Here is a 19918-nt window from a genome sequence, read left to right as displayed (position 1 = left end):
CGCGATGACCGTGGCCTACCTCGTTGCCGGAGTCCGCACCCCGATCGGCCGGTACGCCGGCGCCCTCGCCGGGGTCCGCCCGGACGACCTGGCCGCACACGTCGTCCGGGAGTTGGTGGCACGCCACCCGTCGGTCGACTGGGCCCGCACCGACGACGTGATCCTCGGCTGCGCCAACCAGGCCGGCGAGGACAACCGCAACGTGGCCCGGATGGCCGCGCTGCTCGGCGGGCTGCCGGCGGAGGTGCCGGGCAGCACCGTGAACCGGCTCTGCGGTTCCGGCCTGGACGCGCTCGCCACCGCCGCCCGGGCGATCGTGGTCGGCGAGGCCGACCTAGTGGTGGCCGGGGGTGTGGAGAGCATGAGCCGGGCGCCGTTCGTCATGCCGAAGGCGGCCACGCCGTTCGCCCGCACCGCCGAGGTCTACGACACCACGATCGGTTGGCGGCTGGTGAACCCGCTGATGGAACGCAACTGGGGCATCGACTCGATGCCGGAGACGGCGGAGAACGTGGCCGCCGAGTTCGGCGTGGACCGCGCGGCGCAGGACGCCTTCGCGTACCGCTCGCAGCAGCGGGCCGCCAAGGCGCAGGCCGACGGGAAGCTGGCCGAGGAGATCGTCGGCGTCACCGTGCCGGCGGGCAGACGGGAGACGAAGCTGGTCGAGGTCGACGAGCACCCGCGCGAGACGACACCGGAGAAGCTCGCCGCGCTGCCCACCCCGTTCCGCGACGGCGGCACGGTCACCGCCGGCAACTCCTCGGGCGTCAACGACGGCGCGGTGGCGCTGCTGGTGGCCTCCGCGGCGGCCGTCGACAGCTACGGCCTCACCCCGCTGGCCCGGGTACGCGGCGCGGCGGCGGCCGGCGTCCCGCCCCGGATCATGGGGATCGGGCCGGTGCCGGCCACCCGCAAGCTGCTCGACCGGCACGACCTCACGCTGGTCGACGTCGACGTGGTCGAGTTGAACGAGGCGTTCGCCGCGCAGTCCGTGGCGGTGCTGCGCGCCCTCGGCCTGCCGGAGGACGCCGAGCACGTCAACCCGAACGGCGGGGCCATCGCGCTGGGCCACCCGCTCGGCGCCAGCGGCGCCCGGCTGGCGTTGACCGCCGCGCTGGAGCTGCGCCGTCGGGGCGGCCGGCGGGCGCTCGCCACCATGTGCGTCGGCGTCGGGCAGGGCATCTCGCTGCTGCTGGAGTCGGTCGGCTGAGCGCGGCAAGGGGCATCGCGAGAAGTGGATCTCCCGTACCTGGCCGTGCGCGCATAGAGTGGGCTGGACCACATGATCCGCCCCTCGTGGTGGGTGACGACCTGGGAGACCGAGCGATGCAGACGCCGGACGGACTTCCCGCCGAGATCGACCTGACCCGGCCGAGCGCCGCCCGGGTCTACGACTACTTCCTCGGCGGGGCGCACAACTTCGAGATCGACCGGCAACTCGCCGAGCAGATCGCGGCGATGACACCGAACCTGGCGGCGACCATGCGTTCGGGGCGGGAGTTCCTGCGCCGGGCGGTGCGGGTGCTGCTCGACGCCGGCATCGACCAGTTCCTCGACATCGGCTCCGGCATCCCCACCGTCGGCAACGTGCACGAGGTCGCCCAGGCCGCGAACGCCGGGGCGCGGATCGTCTACGTCGACATCGACCCGGTCGCGGTGGCGCACAGCCGCGAACTGCTGGCCGGCAACGACCGGGCCACCGCGATCCTGGCCGACCTGCGGGAGCCGAAGCTGATCCTGGACCAGGCCCGGGCCAGCGGCATGATCGACTTCGACCGGCCGCTGGGCATCCTGCTCGCCGGCGTGGTGCACTTCATCCCGGACGCCGACCGACCGGCCGACGTCCTGGCCACCCTGCGGGCCGCCGCCGCTCCGGGCAGCCATCTGGTGATCTCGCACTCCACGTTCGAGGACCAGCCGCAGGAGATGCTGGACGCGCAGCGGCTGTCGGCGCGTACCGCCACCGAGATCACGCTCCGTTCGCGGGCCGAGATCACCGGCTTCTTCGGCGACTGGACGATCCTCGAACCGGGTGTGGTGCACATGCCGCTGTGGCGGCCCGACTCGCCGTCCGACGTCGACGAGCACCCGGAACGCTTCGGGGCGTTCGGCGGCGTCGCCCGGCACGACCGCCCCGCCGGGTGAGCCGAGGTGCGAGCCCCGGAGCGCGACGGGGGTGACTTCAGCCGGCCCGGCGCGGTCGTGTACGCCGCCGAGTGGGCCCGGGCCGTGCGGCGGATCGGGTTCGTGCCGCTGAGCGCGGCCGAGACCGAGCGCCTGCTGGTGCCGTTCACCGAGCGGCTGGCCGGCGCCCTGCTGACGCCGGCCTTCTCCGCCCGGCCGGCGGAGGAGGTGGGGCGGGCCCTGGTGGAGGCGCACCTCACCGAACCGGGCGTGCTCGACTGGTCGGTGCAGGCGCTCGGTGACCGGTTCCTGCCCTGGGTGCTGCCCGCCCGACCGGAGGGCCCCGAGCTGCGGGAACGGGTCGCGGCGTTGCAGGGCGCGTTGGCCGCCGGGTTCGCCCGGGCGCTGCGGGACCGGGTGTTCGCCCAGCAGGAGCGGATCGCCCGGTCCGCCTGGCAGGCCCGGGACACCGTCGAGCAGGCGTTGCGCGACAGCGAGGCGCGCTTCCGGGCGGTGTTCACCGGCGCCGCCATCGGCATCGGCATCGCCGGCGTGGACGGGCAGATCATCGAGGTCAACCAGTCCTTCGCCGACATGCTCGGCTACACCGTCGCCGAGATGCGCCGGATGAACGTGTCGGCGCTGGCCCACGCCGACGACGCGGCCGGCATGTGGGAGATCTACCAGGAGCTGATCGAGGGCAAGCGGGACAGCGCCCGGGTGGAGAAGCGCTACTACCGCAAGGACGGCAGCATCGTCTGGACCGACCTGGCCGTCTCGCTGATCCGGCACGACGACGGCCGGCCCCGGTTCACCGTCGCCATGATCGAGGACATCACCGAACGGTACGAGTTGCAGCAGCGACTGCGCTTCCAGGCGCTGCACGACCCGCTGACCGGCCTGCCCAACCGGACGCTGTTCTTCGAGAAGCTCGGTGGCGTCTTCGACACGGCCGGTCCGGAGCAGCGGGTCGGGCTCTGCTTCATCGACCTGGACGGGTTCAAGGCGGTCAACGACAGCCTCGGCCACGACCTGGGCGACCGGCTGCTCCAGGTGATCGCCCGCCGGCTGAGCGACTGCGTGTCCAGCCGCGGGCACGTGGTGGCCCGGATGGGCGGCGACGAGTTCGTCATCCTGGTCGACTCCGGTGGCGGCCTCGACGACGCGGTGGAGGTCGCCGAGCTGGCCCTGGCCGCGGTCTCCGCCCCGGTGCAGGTCGCCGACCAGCAGCTCGCCGTCTCGGCCAGCATCGGCATCGTGGACTGCCCGGCGGCGGAGACCAGCGTCGGCGAGTTGATGAAGGCCGCCGACACCACGCTCTACTGGGCCAAGGCGGAGGGGCGGGGTCGCTGGGCGGTGTACGACCCGGAGCGCAGCGCGGCTGACATCGCCCGGTCCGCGCTCGCCGCCAACCTGCCGGCCGCGCTGGACCGGGGTGAGTTCGTGCTGCACTACCAGCCGATCGTCTCGCTGCTGGACGGCAGCATGGTGGCGGTCGAGGCGCTGGTGCGCTGGCAGCACCCGGAGTTGGGGCTGCTCGGGCCGGACCGGTTCATCGGCCTGGCCGAGGAGACCGGCCTGATCGTCCGGCTCGGCGCCTGGGTGCTGCGCCAGGCCTGCCGGGACACCGAGGCGTGGCGGCGGGCCCACCCGGACACGACGCCGGTGGTCAGCGTGAACGTGGCCGCCCGGCAGGCCGACGACCCGGCGATCGTGGAGACCGTGGCGGAGGCGTTGCAGCACACCGGCCTGCCCGCCGAGCTGCTGCAACTGGAGCTGACCGAGAGCGCGGTGATGGGCAGCGCGGGCGAGCCGTTGCGAGCCCTGCACCAGCTCGCCGATCTCGGCCTGCGGCTGGCCATCGACGACTTCGGCACCGGCTACTCGAACCTGGCCTACCTGCGCCGGTTGCCGATCCACTGCGTGAAGCTGGCCGGCCCGTTCGTGGAGGGGATCCGGGGTGACGGCGCGGACGCGGTCGCCGACCACCGCGACGAGCGGATCGTGGACGCGCTGGTCCGGTTGGCGCACGCGTTGGAGCTGTCGGTCACGGCCGAGGCGGTGGAGACCGAGGTGCAGGCGGAACGGCTGCGCGCGTTGCGCTGCGACACCGGTCAGGGCCGCCTGTTCGGCGCCCCGATGCCCGCCGACGCCATCCGCGCCCGCCTTGCGGAGTAAGGAAGGGCCCCCGGTTAACGCCTCCAGTAGAGGCGGGGCCCCCTTTTAACACGGTAGGAAAGAGAGAACTCGTGAGTCTGACCGATTCGCAGGCCGTGGTGTCGGTGGTCGCCGCGCTCGCCATCCTGGCCGGGCTGGCCGGCGTGGTGGTGCCCGGCCTGCCGGCGCTGCCGCTGTGCTGGGGCGGCGTGCTGGTGTGGGCGCTGTTCGGCGACGCCGGCGCGGGCCGTTGGGCGGTGCTCGCCGCCGCCACCGTGATCGCCGCCGGCGGCACCGTGGTCAAGTACCTCTGGCCGGGGCGGAACCTGAAGCGGACCGGCGTGCCCACCTCGTCGCTGCTGGCCGGCGCGCTGCTCGGCGTGATCGGGTTCTTCGTGATCCCGGTGGTCGGGCTGCTCATCGGTTTCGTCGCCGGCATCTGGGGCGCGGAGCTGCTGCGGCTGGGCAGCAACCGGTTGGCCTGGCCGGCCACCGTGCAGGCGGTCAAGGCGGCCGGGTTGTCCATGCTCGTCGAGTTCATGTCCGGCATGGTGATCGCCGCGCTGTGGATGGCGGGCCTGTTGTTCGCCTGAGGCCGGTCCGGTCAACGTGGCGGGTAGGGGCCGACGGTGGCCGTCGGCCTGGCTTGAGAGTGCGGCGGCGCGGGCGTCCGGGGTACGGCGGGACGCCGTACTTCAGTGAGAGAGAGGTGGACGTCGCGCGCCGCCGCGGACCGGGCGTTGCCGAGCGCCCGGGATCGGCCCGTCGGGTCGGGCCTGGTCACAGCCCCAAGCATGCTCCCGGACGGGTCGACGGGGCAACGCAATTAACCGGGGCGCGACGGCCGCGACGACCCGACGACGCGGGTCGCGCTCCTGGTGTTTCGTCCCCGGTCCCGCCGGGGCATTGACGGTGATCCGGTTTGCCAGTAGACCTTGGTGATGGAGGCCCCCTGATGAGTAGAACGCCGTTCTCGCTGGAGCAGTTGCGGGTCGCCGTCGCCGAGGGCGAGATCGACACGGTGGTGCTCGCCCTCACCGACATGCAGGGCCGCCTGCAGGGCAAGCGGATCCACGCGCCGTTCTTCCTCGACCAGGTGGTGGCCAACGGCAGCGAGGGCTGCAACTACCTGCTCGCCGTGGACGTGGACATGAACACCGTCGACGGGTATGCGATGTCGAGCTGGGAGCGCGGCTACGGCGACTTCGCCATGCGCCCCGACCTGGACACGCTGCGCCGGACGCCGTGGCAGCCCGGCTCCGCGCTGGTGCTGGCCGACCTGGAGTGGCTGGACGGCTCCGGCCCGGTGGTCGCCTCGCCCCGGCAGATCCTGCGCCGGCAGCTCGACCGGCTGGCCGCGCACGGGCTGACCGCGTACGCCGGCACCGAGCTGGAGTTCGTGCTCTACCGCGACTCGTACGAGGAGGCGTGGCGGCGTGGCTACCGCGAGCTGACCCCGGCCAACCAGTACAACGTCGACTACTCGCTGCTGGGCACCGCCCGGGTGGAGCCGCTGCTGCGGCGCATCCGCACCGAGATGGCCGGCGCCGGGCTCACCCCGGAGAGCGCGAAGGGCGAGTGCAACCTCGGCCAGCACGAGATCGCCTTCCGGTACGACGAGGCGGTGGCCTGCGCCGACCACCACGTCATCTACAAGAACGGGGCGAAGGAGATCGCCGCCCAAGAGGGTATGTCGATCACGTTCATGGCGAAGCCGAACGCGCGCGAGGGCAACTCCTGCCACATCCACTTCTCGCTGCGCGACGCCGCCGGCTCGTCGGCGATGCTGGGCGACGGACCCGCGCACCTGAGCGTGACCGGGCAGCGGGTGCTGGCCGGGTTGCTCGCCACGATGCGCGAGTTCAGCCTCCTCTTCGCGCCGAACGTCAACTCCTACAAGCGTTACCAGCCCGGCTCGTTCGCGCCGACCGCGCTGCGCTGGGGCACCGACAACCGTACCTGCGCGCTGCGGCTGGTCGGGCACGGGCAGGGGATGCGGGTGGAGAATCGCGTCCCGGGCGCCGACGTCAATCCCTACCTGGCGATCGCCGCGCTGGTGGCCGGCGCGGTGCACGGCATCGAGCACGAGCTTGAGCTGCCGGAGGAGTGCACCGGCAACGCCTACGACGACCCGGCGGCCGAGCGCGTCCCCGGCACGCTGCGCGACGCGCTCGACCTCTGGCGGGCCTCCGAGGTCGCCCCGGAGGCGTTCGGCGACGAGGTGGTGGCCCACTACGCCAACCACGCGCGGGTCGAGCTGGCCGCGTTCGACGCCGCGGTCACGGACTGGGAGCTGGTACGTGGCTTCGAGCGCCTCTGACCCCCGGCTGCGGGCGGGCGTTCGCGGGCGTGCCGAGCCACCGGATCCGCGAGGCGGAATTTGGGGGGAGAACGGCGAGTGGAGAGTGGGGGCGAGGCGTGGGTGAGGTGATCTCACCGGTCGACGGGGCGAGCCTGGGGGAGGTGCCGGCCGCGGGAGTGCCTGACGTGGACGCGGCCGTCGGGCGGGCCGCCGCCGCGTTCGAGACGTGGCGGAGCGTGGCGCCGGGGGACCGGGCGCGGCTGCTGCGGCGCTTCGCCGCCCGGGTCGACGCGCACCTGGAGGAGCTGGCGCACCTGGAGGTGCGCAACGCCGGACACACCATCGGCAACGCCCGCTGGGAGGCCGGCAACGTCCGGGACGTGCTCGACTACTACGCGGGCGCGCCGGAGCGGCTGACCGGGCGGCAGATCCCGGTGCCCGGCGGGCTCGACGTCACGTTCCACGAGCCGCTGGGCGTGGTCGGGGTGATCGTGCCGTGGAACTTCCCGATGCCGATCGCCGGCTGGGGTTTCGCCCCGGCGCTCGCCGCCGGCAACACGGTGGTGCTCAAGCCGGCCGAGCTGACCCCGCTGACCGCGCTGCGCCTGGCCGAGCTGGCCCTCGACGCCGGCCTGCCGGAGGGCGTGTTCACCGTGCTGCCCGGGCAGGGCAGCGTGGTGGGCGAACGGTTCGTCACCCATCCGGCGGTCCGCAAGGTCTGCTTCACCGGCTCCACCGAGGTCGGCACCCGGATCATGGCCGGCTGCGCCGAGCAGGTGAAGCGGGTGACGCTGGAGCTGGGCGGCAAGTCGGCGAACATCGTCTTCGCCGACGCCGATCTGGCGAAGGCGGCGGCCACCGCGCCGTCCGCGGTCTTCGACAACGCCGGCCAGGACTGCTGCGCCCGCTCCCGGCTGTTGGTCCAACGCCAGGTGTACGACCGCTTCCTGGAACTGCTCGAACCGGCCGTGCGGGCGTTCCGGGTGCAGGACCCGGCCCTGCCGACCGCCGAGATGGGTCCGCTGATCTCCGCCGCGCACCGGGACCGGGTCGCCGGGTACGTCGACGACGCCGACGTGGCGTTCACCGGCTCCCGCCCCGACGGCCCCGGTTTCTGGTATGCCCCGACGGTGCTGCTCGCCGGCTCACCGGCGGACCGGCACTGGCGTGAGGAGATCTTCGGCCCGGTCGTCTCGGTGCTCCCGTTCGACGACGAGGCGGACGCGATCCGGCTCGCCAACGACACCGAGTACGGGCTCTCCGGCTCGATCTGGACCCGGGACGTGGGCCGGGCCGTCCGGGTGGCCCGGGCGGTCGAGGCGGGCAACCTGAGCGTCAACTCGCACTCCTCGGTGCGCTACTGGACCCCGTTCGGCGGGATGAAGCGCTCCGGCCTCGGCCGGGAGTTGGGCCCGGATGCGCTGCACGCCTTCACCGACGTCAAGAACGTGTTCATCGGCACCGAGGAGTGATCACCGTGCAGGGACGACTTTCCGACCGGGTGGCGGTGGTGACCGGCGCGGGCAGCGGCATCGGGCTGGCCACCGTGCGGCGCTTCGCCGCCGAGGGGGCTCGGGTGGTCTGCGTGGACATCGACGCCGACGCCGGCACGCGGGCGGCCGACGAGGTGGGCGGTGAGTTCGTGGCCGCCGACGTGGCCGACGAGGCGGCGGTCCGCGACCTTTTCGACGGCGTGGTGGACCGGCACGGCCGGGTGGACGTGTCCTTCCACAACGCCGGCATCTCGCCGCCGGACGACGACTCGATCCTGGAGACCGGGCTGGACGCCTGGGAGCGGGTGCTGCGGGTCAACACCACGAGCGTCTATCTGTGCTGCAAGCACGTGATCCCGCACATGCGCCGGCAGGGCAAGGGCTCGATCATCAACACCGCGTCGTTCGTGGCGCTGATGGGCGCGGCGACGTCGCAGATCGCCTACACGGCGAGCAAGGGCGGGGTGCTGGCGATGACCCGGGAACTGGGCGTGCAGTTCGCCCGCGAGGGCATCCGGGTCAACGCGCTCTGCCCCGGGCCGGTCGCCACCCCGCTGTTGCGGGAGCTGTTCGCCGAGGACCCGGAGCGGGCCGCCCGGCGGCTGGTGCACGTGCCGATGGGCCGGTTCGGCGACCCGACCGAGATCGCCGCCGCGGTGGCGTTCCTGGCCAGCGACGACGCCTCCTTCATGACCGCCGCGCAGTTCGTGGTCGACGGCGGCATCACCGGCGCGTACGTCACGCCACTGTGAGCGGGCCGGCACGGTGAGCCGGGGCCGGTCACCGCTGGTCCGGGCCGCGATGTCGGCCAGATCACAGTCGGCCGACCTGCGGCCCCTCCCGGCTCGCCCCCCACCCCCCGGTTACGACAGGATGAGGCGGAGGTAACCAGCGTCCACCGGGTCGCGTGCGTTACGTTGCTCGTCCGCCGGGGTAGTAGGCGGGGACGGTCGGCGCGTTCGCGCCGGCCGTCGATGGACATGGCCGGAGCGGGAGGCTGCATGGGCGCGGCCCAGGGGGGCGGGGGCGTCGGTCGATCGTCCCCGGCGGCCGACGGGTCGTCACTGCCGCCGTTGCTGACCGCCGCGTTCGCCGCCGGCGGCGAGATGGGCGAGCGCCTGCGCGGTTTCGACTGGGCGGCGACCGGCCTCGGCACCCCCGACCGCTGGACCCCGGCGCTCTGCCACGCGGTGAGCACCATGCTGGCGTCCCGCGCCCAGATGGTGGTCTTCTGGGGCGAGGAGCACCTGGCCTTCTACAACGACGCCTACCGGCCCACCATCGGGGACAAGCACCCGGCCGTGATCGGGCAGCCCGCCCGGCTGCACTGGGCGGAGACCTGGGACGTCCTCGGTCCGCTGCTGGACGGCGTGCGCGGCACCGGGGCACCCTACCGGGGCGAGAACCACCCCTTCGTGATCAACCGGCACGGCTTCCTGGAAGAGGTCTACTTCGACGTCTCCTACGACCCGATCCGGGAGGCCGACGGCGCCGTCAACGGCATCTTCTGCTTCGTCAACGAGACCACCGGGCGGGTGCTCGGCGAGCGTCGGCTGCGCGCCCTGGCCGAGCTGGGCAACGAGCTGGGCGACGTGCCGAGCACGCGGGAGCTGGGCCGGGCCGTGGCCCGGGTGCTCGGCTCGCACCGCGCCGACGTGCCGTTCAGCGCGATCTGGCTGCACGACGCCGACGGCGTCGCCGAGCTGGCCGGCTGTGCCGGGGTGGACCCGGCCGACTTCGCCGGCTGGCCCGGGGCGACCGCCGGTGCGCCGCTGACCGCGCCGCGCTGGGTCGCCACCGCCGACCTGCCCGGCGCGGTCCCGGCCGACGCCGCCGACCAGGCGCTGCTGCTGCCGCTGACCGCCACCAACGAGCCGGCCGGTGTGCTGCTGCTGGGCGTGGCCCGGCGGCTGCCGTTCGGCGCCGACTACCGGCACTTCGTCGATCTGGTCGCCGCGCAGGTGTCCCGGGCCGTGGGCAAGCAGCGGGCGTACGAGCAGGAGCGGGCCCGCGCCGCCGAGCTGGCCGCGCTGGACCGCGCCAAGACCAACTTCTTCGCCAACGTCAGCCACGAGTTCCGGACCCCGCTGACTCTCGTCCTGGGCCCGCTGGAGGACCTGCTCGCCGACCGGGACCTGCCCGAGCGCTACACCGAGCGGCTGACCGTGATGCACCGCAACGCGCTGCGCCTGCTGAAGCTGGTCAACACGGTGCTCGACTTCTCCCGGCTGGAGTCCGGCCGGCTGGCCGCCCGCTACCAGCCCACCGACCTGTCCGACTACACGTCCCGGCTGGCCAGCACGTTCCGCTCGGCCACCCAGCGCGCCGGGCTGAGCCTGGTGGTCGACTGCCCGCCGCTGCCCGCGCCGGTCTACGTCGACCGGGACATGTGGGAGAAGATCGTCCTCAACCTGGTGTCGAACGCGGTGAAGTTCACCTTCGACGGCGAGATCCGGGTCCGGATGCGTTCCGGCGCCGGCGCCGCGGTGCTGGAGGTGAGCGACACCGGGGTCGGGATCGCGCCGGAGGAGCTGCCGCAGGTCTTCGAACGGTTCCACCGGGTCGCCGGGGCCCGCTCCCGCACCCACGAGGGCACCGGCATCGGGCTCGCGCTGGTGCGTGAGCTGGTCGAGATGCACGGCGGCACGGCAACCGCGCGCAGCGTCGTCGACGGCGGCACCACATTCACCGTCACCGTCCCGTTCGGCTACGCGCATTTGCCCGCCGACCGGGTTTCCGCCCTGTCCCGGGTGCCGCTCGGCGAACCGGAGCAGGCCCGGCTCTACGTGGCCGAGACGGCGCTCTGGACCGACGAGGTGGCCCGGCCCACCGGGCTGCCCGAGGCGTCCGGCACGCCGGGTGGCGCCGGTCGGGTCCTGCTCGCCGACGACAACGCCGACCTGCGCGAGCACGTCAGCCGGCTGCTCTCCCCGGCATACGAGGTGGTGGCCGTGCCGGACGGCGTGGAGGCGCTGCGGCTGGCCGTGGAGCATCCGTTCGATCTGGTGTTGACCGATGTGATGATGCCCCGGCTGGACGGTTTCGGGCTGGTTTCCGCGCTGCGCGCCAACCCGGGCACCCGGCACGTGCCGATCGTCATGCTCTCCGCCCGCGCCGGCGCCGCGGAGGAGGTCGCCGGGCTCACCGCCGGTGCGGACGACTACCTCACCAAGCCCTTCTCCAGCCAGGAACTGGTGGCCCGGGTCCGGTCCAACGTCGAGCTGGGTCAGCTCCGCGGGCAGATCATCCGCCGGCTGCGGGCACTGGCCGACGCGGCGGTGGCGGTCAACACCGCCCGGTCCACCGTCGACGTGGTGCGGGTGGCCGCCCAGCACGCGCTCAGCCTGGCCGAGGCCGACCGGGTGCTCGTCGTCGCCACCGGGGCGCGCCACGAGGAGGACACCGGCGTCGACCTGCCGGCCGAGCCGTCCAGCGTGCTGCCGCTCACCGGCACCACCGGCGAGCAGCTCGGCGAGCTGCGGGTGTGGCGGCGCGAGGGCGGCGGCACCGAGCAGGCGGCGTTGACCGAGCTGGCCCGGCTGGTCGGTGTCCGGCTGGAGAACGCCCAGCTCTACGAGGCCGAGCACCGGATCGCCACCACGCTCCAGCACAGCCTGCTGCCGCGTACCCTGCCGCAGCTGCCCGGCGCGGTGGTGGCCAGCCGCTACCTGCCCGGCAGCGCCGACGTCGAGGTCGGCGGCGACTGGTACGACGTGATCGGCACCCCCGACGACGAGCTGGTGCTGGTGATCGGCGACGTGGTCGGCAAGGGCGTGCGGGCCGCCGCCGCGATGGGTCAGCTCCGCAACGCGCTGCGGGCGTACGTGCTGGAGGGTTACGACCCGGGCGAGGCACTGACCCGGCTCGACCGGCTGGTCCACTCCACCGGCGGCGGCTCCTTCGCCACCGTGGTGTGCCTCGATTTCTCCCCGCGCACCGGCCGGCTGCGGTATGCCAGCGCGGGTCACCCCTCGCCCCTGCTGATCGGAGGAGACGGCGTGGCGTTCCTGCACGATCGGGCCCTCGGACCGCCGATCGGGGCCATTCCCGGCACCACCTACCGGACCGTCGAGGGTGAACTCGCCCCCGGCGGCCGGCTGTTGCTCTACACCGACGGCCTGATCGAGGACCGGGAGGCCGGCATCGACGCCGGCCTGCACCAGTTGCGGGCCGACGCGACCGGGCGCGGCGAGCATGTCGCCGATCTGGTGGACGCCGTGGTGGAGCGGGTCGCGGGGCGCGAGCGGCACGACGACGTGGCGGTGCTGGCCCTGGAGGCGGCCGAGCTGAACCGCTTCGCGCTGCGCCTGCCGGCCGACCCGACCCGACTCAGCGTGCTGCGCAAGCGGCTGGAGGACTTCCTCGTCGCCCACCAGGTCGGCGAGACCGACCTGTTCGACCTCACGGTGGCGATCTCGGAGGCCGCGGCGAACGCGATTGAGCACCCGGTCGACCCGGTCGAGCCGACCATCGGAGTCGAGGTCACCATCGCCGACGGCACGGTGACCGCCACCGTCCGGGACACCGGGCGGTGGCGGGAGTCGAGCGGGTCGAGTTTCCGCGGGCGCGGGCTGACGCTGATCCAGGCGCTCGGCGAGATGAGCGTGACCCGCACCGAGGGCGGCACCGAGTTGACGCTGCGGCGCCGACTGGCGGACTAGGCCGGCGGCCGGCTCAGGCGTCGCCCAGCCAGCCCTGCTCGCCCAGGCCGGAGATCTCCAGCACCCGCCGGACCTGCCGGGACGGCAGCACGGTGAGCGCGTCCGGGAACCGCTGGGAGAGTCGGACCACGGCGTGGATGGCGGCCGAGTCGAAGAAGGTGACCGCCCGCAGGTCGAGCAGGAGTCGCCGGGCGGGCTCGCGCAGCGCGGTCCGGAACATGGTGTCGGCGGTCGCCATGTCGACCTCGCCGGTCACCTGGACGCGAAGCCGGTCGCCGTCGCCCTCAGCGGTCACGGAAAAGACGGGCGCAGCACCCCCTTGATCCACGCAGCAACAATGGCACAGCACTTGCGGCACGGCAACAACCTGCGCGGAGGGGCCGTGGCGGGGGTCACGACGTCCTCGGCGATAGGCTGAGGGCATGACCGTCCGTGCGCCGCTGACCCCCGGCACGCTCTCCCCGTGGCGGGCGGTTCCCGCCGACATCCCCCGCCCGGAGTACGTGGGCAAGAAACGGCCGCAGGAGTGGCGTGGCTCGCACGTGCAGACGCCGGAGACCGTCGAGAAGATGCGCGCGGCGGGTCGGCTCGCGGCCCGGGCCACCCAGCTCGCCGGCGAGCACTGCAAGCCCGGGGTGACCACCGACGAGATCGACCGGGTGGTGCACGAGTTCCTCTGCGACCACGGCGCCTACCCGTCCACGCTGGGCTACCGTGGCTTCCCTAAGTCATGCTGCACCAGCCTCAACGAGGTGATCTGCCACGGCATCCCGGACTCCACCGAGTTGCGCGACGGCGACATCATCAACGTCGACGTCACCGCCTACCTCGACGGCGTGCACGGCGACACCGACGCCACCTTCTGCGTCGGCGAGGTGAGCGAGGAGGCCCGGCTGCTGGTCGAGCGGACCCACACCGCGATGATGCGCGGCATCAAGGCGATCGCGCCGGGCCGGCAGATCAACGTCATCGGCCGGGTGATCGAGTCGTACGCCAAGCGGTTCGGCTACGGGGTGGTCCGCGACTTCACCGGTCACGGCATCGGGGAGGCCTTCCACAGCGGTCTCTACGTGCCGCACTACGACAGCCCGCGACCCACCGACGTGATGGAGCCCGGCATGACGTTCACCGTCGAACCGATGATCACCATCGGCACCCACCAGTACGACATGTGGGACGACGGGTGGACCGTGGTCACCAAGGACCGGAAGTGGACGGCACAGTTCGAGCACACCATCGTCGTGACCGACGACGGCTACGAGATCCTCACCCTGCCGTGACCGAGACCCCGGCGGCGCTGCGCGAGGCGCACCACGCGGACGTGTCCGGCGGTTGGCTGCGGCCGGCCGTCTTCGGCGCGATGGACGGTCTGGTCACCAACATCGCCCTGATCGCCGGCGTCGGCGGCGGCGGGGTGTCGCCGCGCAGTGTGGTGCTGACCGGCACGGCCGGTCTGGTGGCCGGCGCCATCTCGATGGGCCTGGGCGAGTACACGAGCGTCCGCTCCGCCAACGAGCAGGTGGCCGCCGAGGTGGCCAAGGAGCGCCGCGAGCTGGAGCGGCACCCGGAGGCGGAGGCCCGCGAGCTGGCCGACGTCTGGGTCGCCCGGGGGCTGCCCCGTGACCTCGCCACCCAGGTCGCCGAGGCGGTGCGGCGCAACCCGGAGGAGGCGCTGCGGGTGCACGTCCGGGAGGAGTTGGGCGTCGACCCCGACGACCAGCCCAGCCCGTGGGCGGCGGCGATCTCGTCGTTCGTCTGCTTCTCGATCGGCGCGCTGGTGCCGCTGCTGTCCTACCTGCTCGGCTTCACCAGCCTGTGGCTGGCGCTCGCCGTCGGCGGGGTGGGGCTCTTCCTCGCCGGGGCGATCGTGGCCCGGTTCACCTACCGGTCCTGGTGGACCAGCGGCCTGCGGCAGTTGCTGCTCGGCGCGCTGGCGGCCGGCGCCACCTATCTGATCGGCACCCTGATCGGCGTCGGCGGCGGCCTGGGCTGACCGTCAGGCGGTCGGCACGAGGCGGAAGACCTTGATCTCGCGGCCACCGGCCCGCTCGACGTACGTGCGGTAGGCCGGCCACTCCCGCACCAGGCGGTCGAACAGCCGGTCCCGTTCCGCGCCGACGACCTGCTCGGCGCGCACCGGGATTCGGTGCCCCCTGACGTCGACCTCGGCGGCCGGCTGGGCCAGCAGGTTGAACGTCCACGACGGCTGGTGCTGCTGCCCCCAGTTGGAGCCGATCACCACGTAGGCGTCGCCGTCCGGGACGTAGAGCAGGGGATTGCTGCGGGGCTTGCCGGAGCGGCGGCCGGTGGAGGTGAGCACCAGCGTGGGCACCAGCCCGAACGCGACCACCCGCCCCTTCGTCAGCCGGCCGATCAGCCGGTCGGCGGGGACGAGCACCCGCATGGTGGTGGCGAACCACCGCTGGTGACCGAGGCGGCGGGTGAGGGATCCCAGTGCGGACACCCGCCCAGTGTGCCGCCCCCGCCGCCGCCCGTCACCCCTTGGGCGGCCGGTCAGTCCAGGCGGCGTTCGATCGGCAGCCGGGAACGGGTGAGCAGGGCCGCGCCGGCCATCGCCACCAGCGGCACCACCACCAGCACGGCCATGGTGAGGCCGGGCACGGTCACCGGGTAGGGCGGCTGCACCGGCCAGGACTGCGCGTACCGCTGGTTGAGCGAGGCCAGGATGACGACGGCCGAGCCGAGCCCGGCCATGATGCCGAGCGCCGAGCCGAGCACCGCGATCACGCCGGCCTGGCAGAGCGACAGCACCCGGCGTACCCGGGGGTCGGCGCCCACCGCCGCGAGCGTGGACAGGTCCCGACGGCCCTCGGCGGCGGCCAGCCCGGTCGCGACCGCCGCGGCGCCCAGCGTGATGATCCCGGAGGCGACGGCCAGCAGGAGCAGCAGCGGCCGTTGGTCGTACGGCGGGCCGGCGGTGGCGATCTCCACGGACAGCGGGACCGTGTCGGCCAGCTCGTCGGCCAACCGCTCACGCTGCCCGGCGGTGGGCGGGCCGGTGGTGTCCACCAGGTAGCCGGTGGGCGCGGCGGTCAGGTCGAGCGCCTCCGCCGCGGCGGGGGAGAGCACCAGCCGGTCCACCGGGAGGCCGCCGCGCAGCACGTGGCCGGGCAGGAGGCGGACGGCCGTCGGGGCGCCGGAGCTGTGGGTGGCCTCGACCCGGACCTGCCCGTCGACCACCTGGCGTGGGTCGGTGACCACCACGCCGCCCGCGGCGAGTGTCCGGCGCGCGGCGGCCACCTCGTCGGCCGGGGCGCCGGTGAGCGCGGGCAGCGCCGTGCCGTCGTCCACCAGCGCCGGCAGCGAGACGTCGTTCGGCTCCCGGAACGGCTGGCGGCAGCGGGGGTCGTCGCGGGCCGAAGGAGGCCCCGACTCGAACGGCTGATAGGGACAGCGCTCCTCGGGTGGGCGCACCGCCACCGCGTAGCAGTAGTCGTCCGGTGCGGCGGGACGGGCGCACTCGGGAACGGCGACGGCCGTCACGTCGGCGTCCGGCAGCACCGCCCGGACCCGTCCGGCGATCGTGCCGACCGCCGGCAGCGTGCCGTCCGGTGAGCCGCCGGATCGGAGCATCAGGTGGCCCGGCGGCAGGCCGGGCTGCCAGAGCGCCCGTTCCCGGGCATCGTCGCTGGCCACATAGATGCCGAGCGCGACGCTGCCGGCGACCGCCGCCATCACGGCGGAGATGGCCGGCGCGGCCGACGACCGGTTGCGACTGGCGTCGCGCAGCGCGAGCCGGGGCGTCAGCGGCAGCAGCCGGCCGGCCCGGGCGAGCACCCCGACCAGCGTCGGCGTGCAGAAGACCAACCCCAGCTCGCCGAGGACCACACCGGCCAGCACCCCGGTCGGCGAGGTGCGGGTGGCGGCGAACGCGGCCAGCGCGGTGCCGGCGACGGTGAGCAGCGCGCCGAGCAGCAGCCAGCGGCGGCGCGGCCGGGGCGCCTCGCGCCGGCCGGCCAGGCCGGCCAGCACGTCCTGCCGGGCCGCGGCCCAGGCCGGCGCGAGCGCCGCCAGCACGCCGGCCAGCACCGCGACCGCGGCGATCGCGGCCAGCGCGGCCGGGAAGACGCGGTACGCGCCGAAGCGCTCGTGGACCAGGTACTGCTCGACCAGCGGGCGACCGGCGAACGCGGTCCCGACACCGAGCAGCAGCCCGAGCGTGGCCCCGCCGGCGCCGAGCACCACCCCGTCGGCGAGGACGATCCGCCGCAGGTGGGCCGCGTCCCCGCCGGCCACCGCGACCAGCGCGAGGTCCCGCCGCCGGCGGCGTACGCCGACCGCGAAGGCCGGGCCGACCAGCAGCACCACCTCCAGCAGGCCCAGCCCGCCGACCAGCACCGAGACGCCGGTCTGCTCCGCGTCCGGCAGCGTCGTGCCCGCGGTGAACTCGTCCCGCCCGGGCAGCGGGTGCCGGGCGGCCACCTGGACGCCCTGCGCGTTCAGCCGGTCGACGAGCCCCCGATCCGGCGTCCCGGGCAGGTCCACCAGCCAGCTCTCCTCGGCCGGCGGTCCCGTCGGGGCCAGGTCCGCCATGGTGGCCATCTCGCGCAGGCTGTCCGGGAACTCGACCACCCCGACCACCCGGTAGGTGGTGCCGTCGACGGCGCGTACCGGCGCACCGACCCGGGTGTCCAGCCGGCGCAGCGCGGCCGGGTTGACCGCGATCTCGTCCGGTCGGACCGGTGGCCGACCCTCGTGGACCGTGGCCAGCGGCCGGGCGAGCGGATCGGTCAGGTCGACGGCCCGCGCGTCGATCGACACCTTCTTCCGGCCGAGCCGCGTCTCGAACGCCACCCACCACCTCACCCGGGTGACCCTGCTGCCGGCGGGCAGGAGCGACCGCAACTCGTCGGCGGTGACCGGCCGGGCCCGGGGCACCGGTTCGCCCGCGACCGGCCAGGACTGCTCGCCCCACGCGTCCTGCTTCACCGGGGCGAGGTTGTTCCAGCGCAGTTCGGCGTCGGCCGCGCCGAGCCGGCGGTCGATCCGCTCCGACCGGGTCAGGTCGGACATGTCGTAGCTGACCGCGGCGAAACTGAGCCCGAGCACCGGCAGCGCGATCATCACCAGCACCAGCAGGGTGCGCCGGCGGGACCGGCGGGCCTCGCGGCGGGCGATCCGCAACGCGGTACGCCACGAGCCGCGGGCCGCGGCGAGGCGGCCGGCGGTCACCGGCCGCTGCCGCTGAGCAGGTGCTCGATGCCGATCAGCGGGGCGGTCGAGTCGACCAGCACGCCGTCGCGCAGGAAGACCACCCGGTCCGCCCAGCCGGCGTGCCGGGCCTCGTGCGTGACCAGCACGCCGGCGGCGCCGTCGTCCACCCGGCGGCGCAGCAGGTGCAGCACCGCCTCGCCGGCCTGGGAGTCCAGCGCGCCGGTCGGCTCGTCAGCGAGGACCAGCCGCCGGTCGCCGACCAACGCCCGGGCGATCGCCACCCGCTGCTGCTGGCCGCCGGACATCTGGTCGGGGAACCGGTCGGCCTGACCGGCGACGCCGACCTCGCGCAGCGCGGCCAGGGCCAGCCGGCGGGCCGCCCGCACCCCGACGCCGTCCAGCTCCAGCGGGAGCGCCACGTTCTCCACCGCGGTCAGGCTGCCGAGCAGGTTGAGGTCCTGGAAGACGTACCCGATGCGGCGGCGGCGCAGCCGGGCCAGCTCGCGGGCCGGCAGCCCGCCGAGCGCCTCGCCCTCGACCAGCACCTCGCCGCCGGTGGGCCGGTCCAGGCCGCCGGCGAGAGCCAGCAGGGTCGACTTGCCGGAGCCGGACGGGCCCATCACCGCCACCAACTCGCCCGCCGTCACGGTGAGGCTTACACCGCGCAGCGCGTGCACCGCGGCCTCACCGGCGCCGTGCGTCCGGTGCACCTCGCGAAGCTCCAGCACCGCGCTCATCTCCGCCGACCTCCGTGTCGTGTCACCGGCGGGCCTCGTCACCGGCCCGGTCCACCGCTTCGGGGCGGGCGGTGGTGGGTCGGGCCGGCGCCGGACGGTGGCGGACCAGGCTCGTCTCGCAGTGGTCGAGCCAGCGCACCTCGGCCTCGGCCTGGAAGATCATCGCGTCCAGCACCAGCCGCCAGGGCAGATCCTCCGGCTTGTCGCTGGCGTACTTCAACCGGGTGAACTCCTGCAACGCGCGCATGGTGGCGCTGCGCTGGGTCTGCACCACCGCCCGGACGTCCACCCCGGGGGTGGTCAACGCCAGGGCCAGCTTGATCGACAGTTCGTCCCGGGGACGGTCGGCGCGGCTGATCGGGGTGGCGAACCAGAGCGCCAGGTCCGCCCGCCCGGCGTCGGTGATCTCGTACGGCCGCTGTCCGCTCTCGTTCTCCGGCAGCGGGCGGACCAGGCCGTCGCGTTCCAGCCGGGCCAGGGTGGTGTAGACCTGCCCGATGTTGAGCGGCCACGTCGACCCGGTCGACTCCTCGAACGCGGCGCGCAGCTGATAGCCGTACATCTGGCCGCGTTCGAGCAGGGCGAGCAGGCCGTGGCGGATGGACATGGCCTGGAGTATGCATACCTGGTATGCGACCCGCAACCGCGGGGCTTCCGAGGGTGACCGGCGCCGCGTTCAGGCCGGCCGACCCGGAAACGCGACGGTGATCGGGCTCACGCCGGCAGTGCGGCGCCAGCGGGTGGCCCGCAGCGCGCAGTCGGTGAGCGCGGCGAGCGCCGTGTTCCGGTCCGCGCCGGCGGTGTGCGGCAGCGCGGCCCGCCAGTGGCCGGCGGTACGCTCCTCGACCTCCACGGCCAGCCGCAACGCGGTCGCCCGGTCGGTCACCGGGTAGGGCAGCGCGTAGCCGGCCCGGTCCGCCGGGACCTGCCCGGAACCCTCGGCCAGTTGCAGGACCAGCGCGTCCCGGCGGGACCGGTGAGCCGCCTCGGCGGCCCGGGCGGCCGAGCGGGCCGTGTCGGCCAGGTGCACGCCGATCACCCCGTACGCCCAGACCGCCGCGTACTCGGCGGCGAGCACGTCGGCGAACGCCCGGGTCGGGTCGGTGGACGGGCTCGCGCTGGGCATGCGCTCACGGCCCTCGCTTCGCTCGGTGCGTTCGCTCATGCGGTGCTGGCTGGGCATGCGCTCACGGCCCTCGCTTCGCTCGGTGCGTTCGCTCATGCGGTGCTGGCTGGGCATGCGCTCACGGCCCTCGCTTCGCTCGGTGC

16 protein-coding genes are annotated in these 19918 nt (G+C 74.1%); 10 read left to right on the top strand and 6 right to left on the bottom strand.

Going from position 1 to position 19918, the window contains the following annotated elements; all coding sequences use genetic code 11:
* The first annotated feature begins 4 nt into the window (after positions 1 to 4).
* From pcaF to AB0H28_RS06535, 8 genes are all read left to right on the top strand, one after another.
* Positions 5 to 1210, top strand: a complete 1206-nt coding sequence (pcaF, locus tag AB0H28_RS06570) for a 3-oxoadipyl-CoA thiolase (RefSeq protein WP_358035231.1) — start codon at positions 5 to 7, stop codon at positions 1208 to 1210.
* Between the two features lie 116 nt (positions 1211 to 1326).
* Complete coding sequence (locus tag AB0H28_RS06565) at positions 1327 to 2145, top strand: SAM-dependent methyltransferase (RefSeq protein ID WP_358035228.1); 819 nt, start codon at positions 1327 to 1329, stop codon at positions 2143 to 2145.
* A gap of 6 nt (positions 2146 to 2151) precedes the next feature.
* The gene (locus AB0H28_RS06560; RefSeq protein ID WP_358035225.1) at positions 2152 to 4302 is read left to right on the top strand and encodes an EAL domain-containing protein; all 2151 of its coding nucleotides are present in this window, start codon (positions 2152 to 2154) and stop codon (positions 4300 to 4302) included.
* Positions 4303 to 4373: 71 nt separating this feature from the next.
* A complete protein-coding gene (locus tag AB0H28_RS06555) occupies positions 4374 to 4874 on the top strand; it encodes a DUF456 domain-containing protein (RefSeq protein WP_358035223.1) in 501 nt (166 codons plus the stop codon).
* A gap of 362 nt (positions 4875 to 5236) precedes the next feature.
* Positions 5237 to 6601, top strand: a complete 1365-nt coding sequence (locus tag AB0H28_RS06550; RefSeq protein ID WP_358035221.1) for a glutamine synthetase family protein — start codon at positions 5237 to 5239, stop codon at positions 6599 to 6601.
* A 107-nt stretch (positions 6602 to 6708) separates the two neighbouring features.
* Positions 6709 to 8055, top strand: coding sequence for an aldehyde dehydrogenase family protein (locus tag AB0H28_RS06545; protein WP_358035926.1), 1347 nt, complete (start codon positions 6709 to 6711; stop codon positions 8053 to 8055).
* Between the two features lie 5 nt (positions 8056 to 8060).
* Complete coding sequence (locus tag AB0H28_RS06540) at positions 8061 to 8828, top strand: 3-oxoacyl-ACP reductase (protein ID WP_358035218.1); 768 nt, start codon at positions 8061 to 8063, stop codon at positions 8826 to 8828.
* 249 nt (positions 8829 to 9077) lie between these two features.
* A complete protein-coding gene (locus AB0H28_RS06535) occupies positions 9078 to 12737 on the top strand; it encodes a SpoIIE family protein phosphatase (RefSeq protein ID WP_358035216.1) in 3660 nt (1219 codons plus the stop codon).
* 13 nt (positions 12738 to 12750) lie between these two features.
* Here AB0H28_RS06535 and AB0H28_RS06530 read toward each other — a convergent pair whose 3' ends face one another.
* Complete coding sequence (locus AB0H28_RS06530; RefSeq protein WP_358035213.1) at positions 12751 to 13095, bottom strand: STAS domain-containing protein; 345 nt, start codon at positions 13093 to 13095, stop codon at positions 12751 to 12753.
* Positions 13096 to 13159: 64 nt separating this feature from the next.
* Between AB0H28_RS06530 and map the strand changes: the two genes are divergently transcribed.
* Both map and AB0H28_RS06520 read left to right on the top strand, forming a co-directional pair.
* Positions 13160 to 14017 carry a type I methionyl aminopeptidase gene (gene map / locus AB0H28_RS06525; RefSeq protein WP_358035210.1) on the top strand — a complete coding sequence of 286 codons (858 nt, stop codon included), beginning with the start codon at positions 13160 to 13162 and terminating at the stop codon, positions 14015 to 14017.
* Complete coding sequence (locus AB0H28_RS06520) at positions 14014 to 14730, top strand: VIT1/CCC1 transporter family protein (RefSeq protein WP_358035207.1); 717 nt, start codon at positions 14014 to 14016, stop codon at positions 14728 to 14730. The genes map and AB0H28_RS06520 overlap by 4 nt, the downstream gene beginning before the upstream one ends.
* A gap of 3 nt (positions 14731 to 14733) precedes the next feature.
* Here the strand turns inward: AB0H28_RS06520 and AB0H28_RS06515 are convergent, their stop codons facing one another.
* The 5 genes from AB0H28_RS06515 to AB0H28_RS06495 form a co-directional block, all read right to left on the bottom strand.
* Complete coding sequence (locus AB0H28_RS06515; RefSeq protein WP_358035204.1) at positions 14734 to 15201, bottom strand: nitroreductase family deazaflavin-dependent oxidoreductase; 468 nt, start codon at positions 15199 to 15201, stop codon at positions 14734 to 14736.
* Between the two features lie 50 nt (positions 15202 to 15251).
* A complete protein-coding gene (locus AB0H28_RS06510; RefSeq protein ID WP_358035201.1) occupies positions 15252 to 17930 on the bottom strand; it encodes an FtsX-like permease family protein in 2679 nt (892 codons plus the stop codon).
* Positions 17927 to 18649, bottom strand: coding sequence for an ABC transporter ATP-binding protein (locus tag AB0H28_RS06505; RefSeq protein WP_358035198.1), 723 nt, complete (start codon positions 18647 to 18649; stop codon positions 17927 to 17929). Before AB0H28_RS06505 ends, AB0H28_RS06510 begins: the two co-directional genes overlap by 4 nt.
* Before the next feature lie 22 nt (positions 18650 to 18671).
* Positions 18672 to 19256 carry a PadR family transcriptional regulator gene (locus AB0H28_RS06500; RefSeq protein ID WP_358035195.1) on the bottom strand — a complete coding sequence of 195 codons (585 nt, stop codon included), beginning with the start codon at positions 19254 to 19256 and terminating at the stop codon, positions 18672 to 18674.
* Positions 19257 to 19325: 69 nt separating this feature from the next.
* Positions 19326 to 19775, bottom strand: coding sequence for a ferritin-like domain-containing protein (locus tag AB0H28_RS06495; protein ID WP_358035924.1), 450 nt, complete (start codon positions 19773 to 19775; stop codon positions 19326 to 19328).
* Positions 19776 to 19918: the final 143 nt, after the last annotated feature.

The sequence above is a fragment of the Micromonospora sp. NPDC050980 genome, from assembly GCF_040653835.1.
Classification (GTDB): domain Bacteria; phylum Actinomycetota; class Actinomycetes; order Mycobacteriales; family Micromonosporaceae; genus Micromonospora.
The sequence above is the reverse complement of the archived record's forward strand: the minus strand, read 5'-3'. Positions and strand labels throughout refer to the sequence as shown.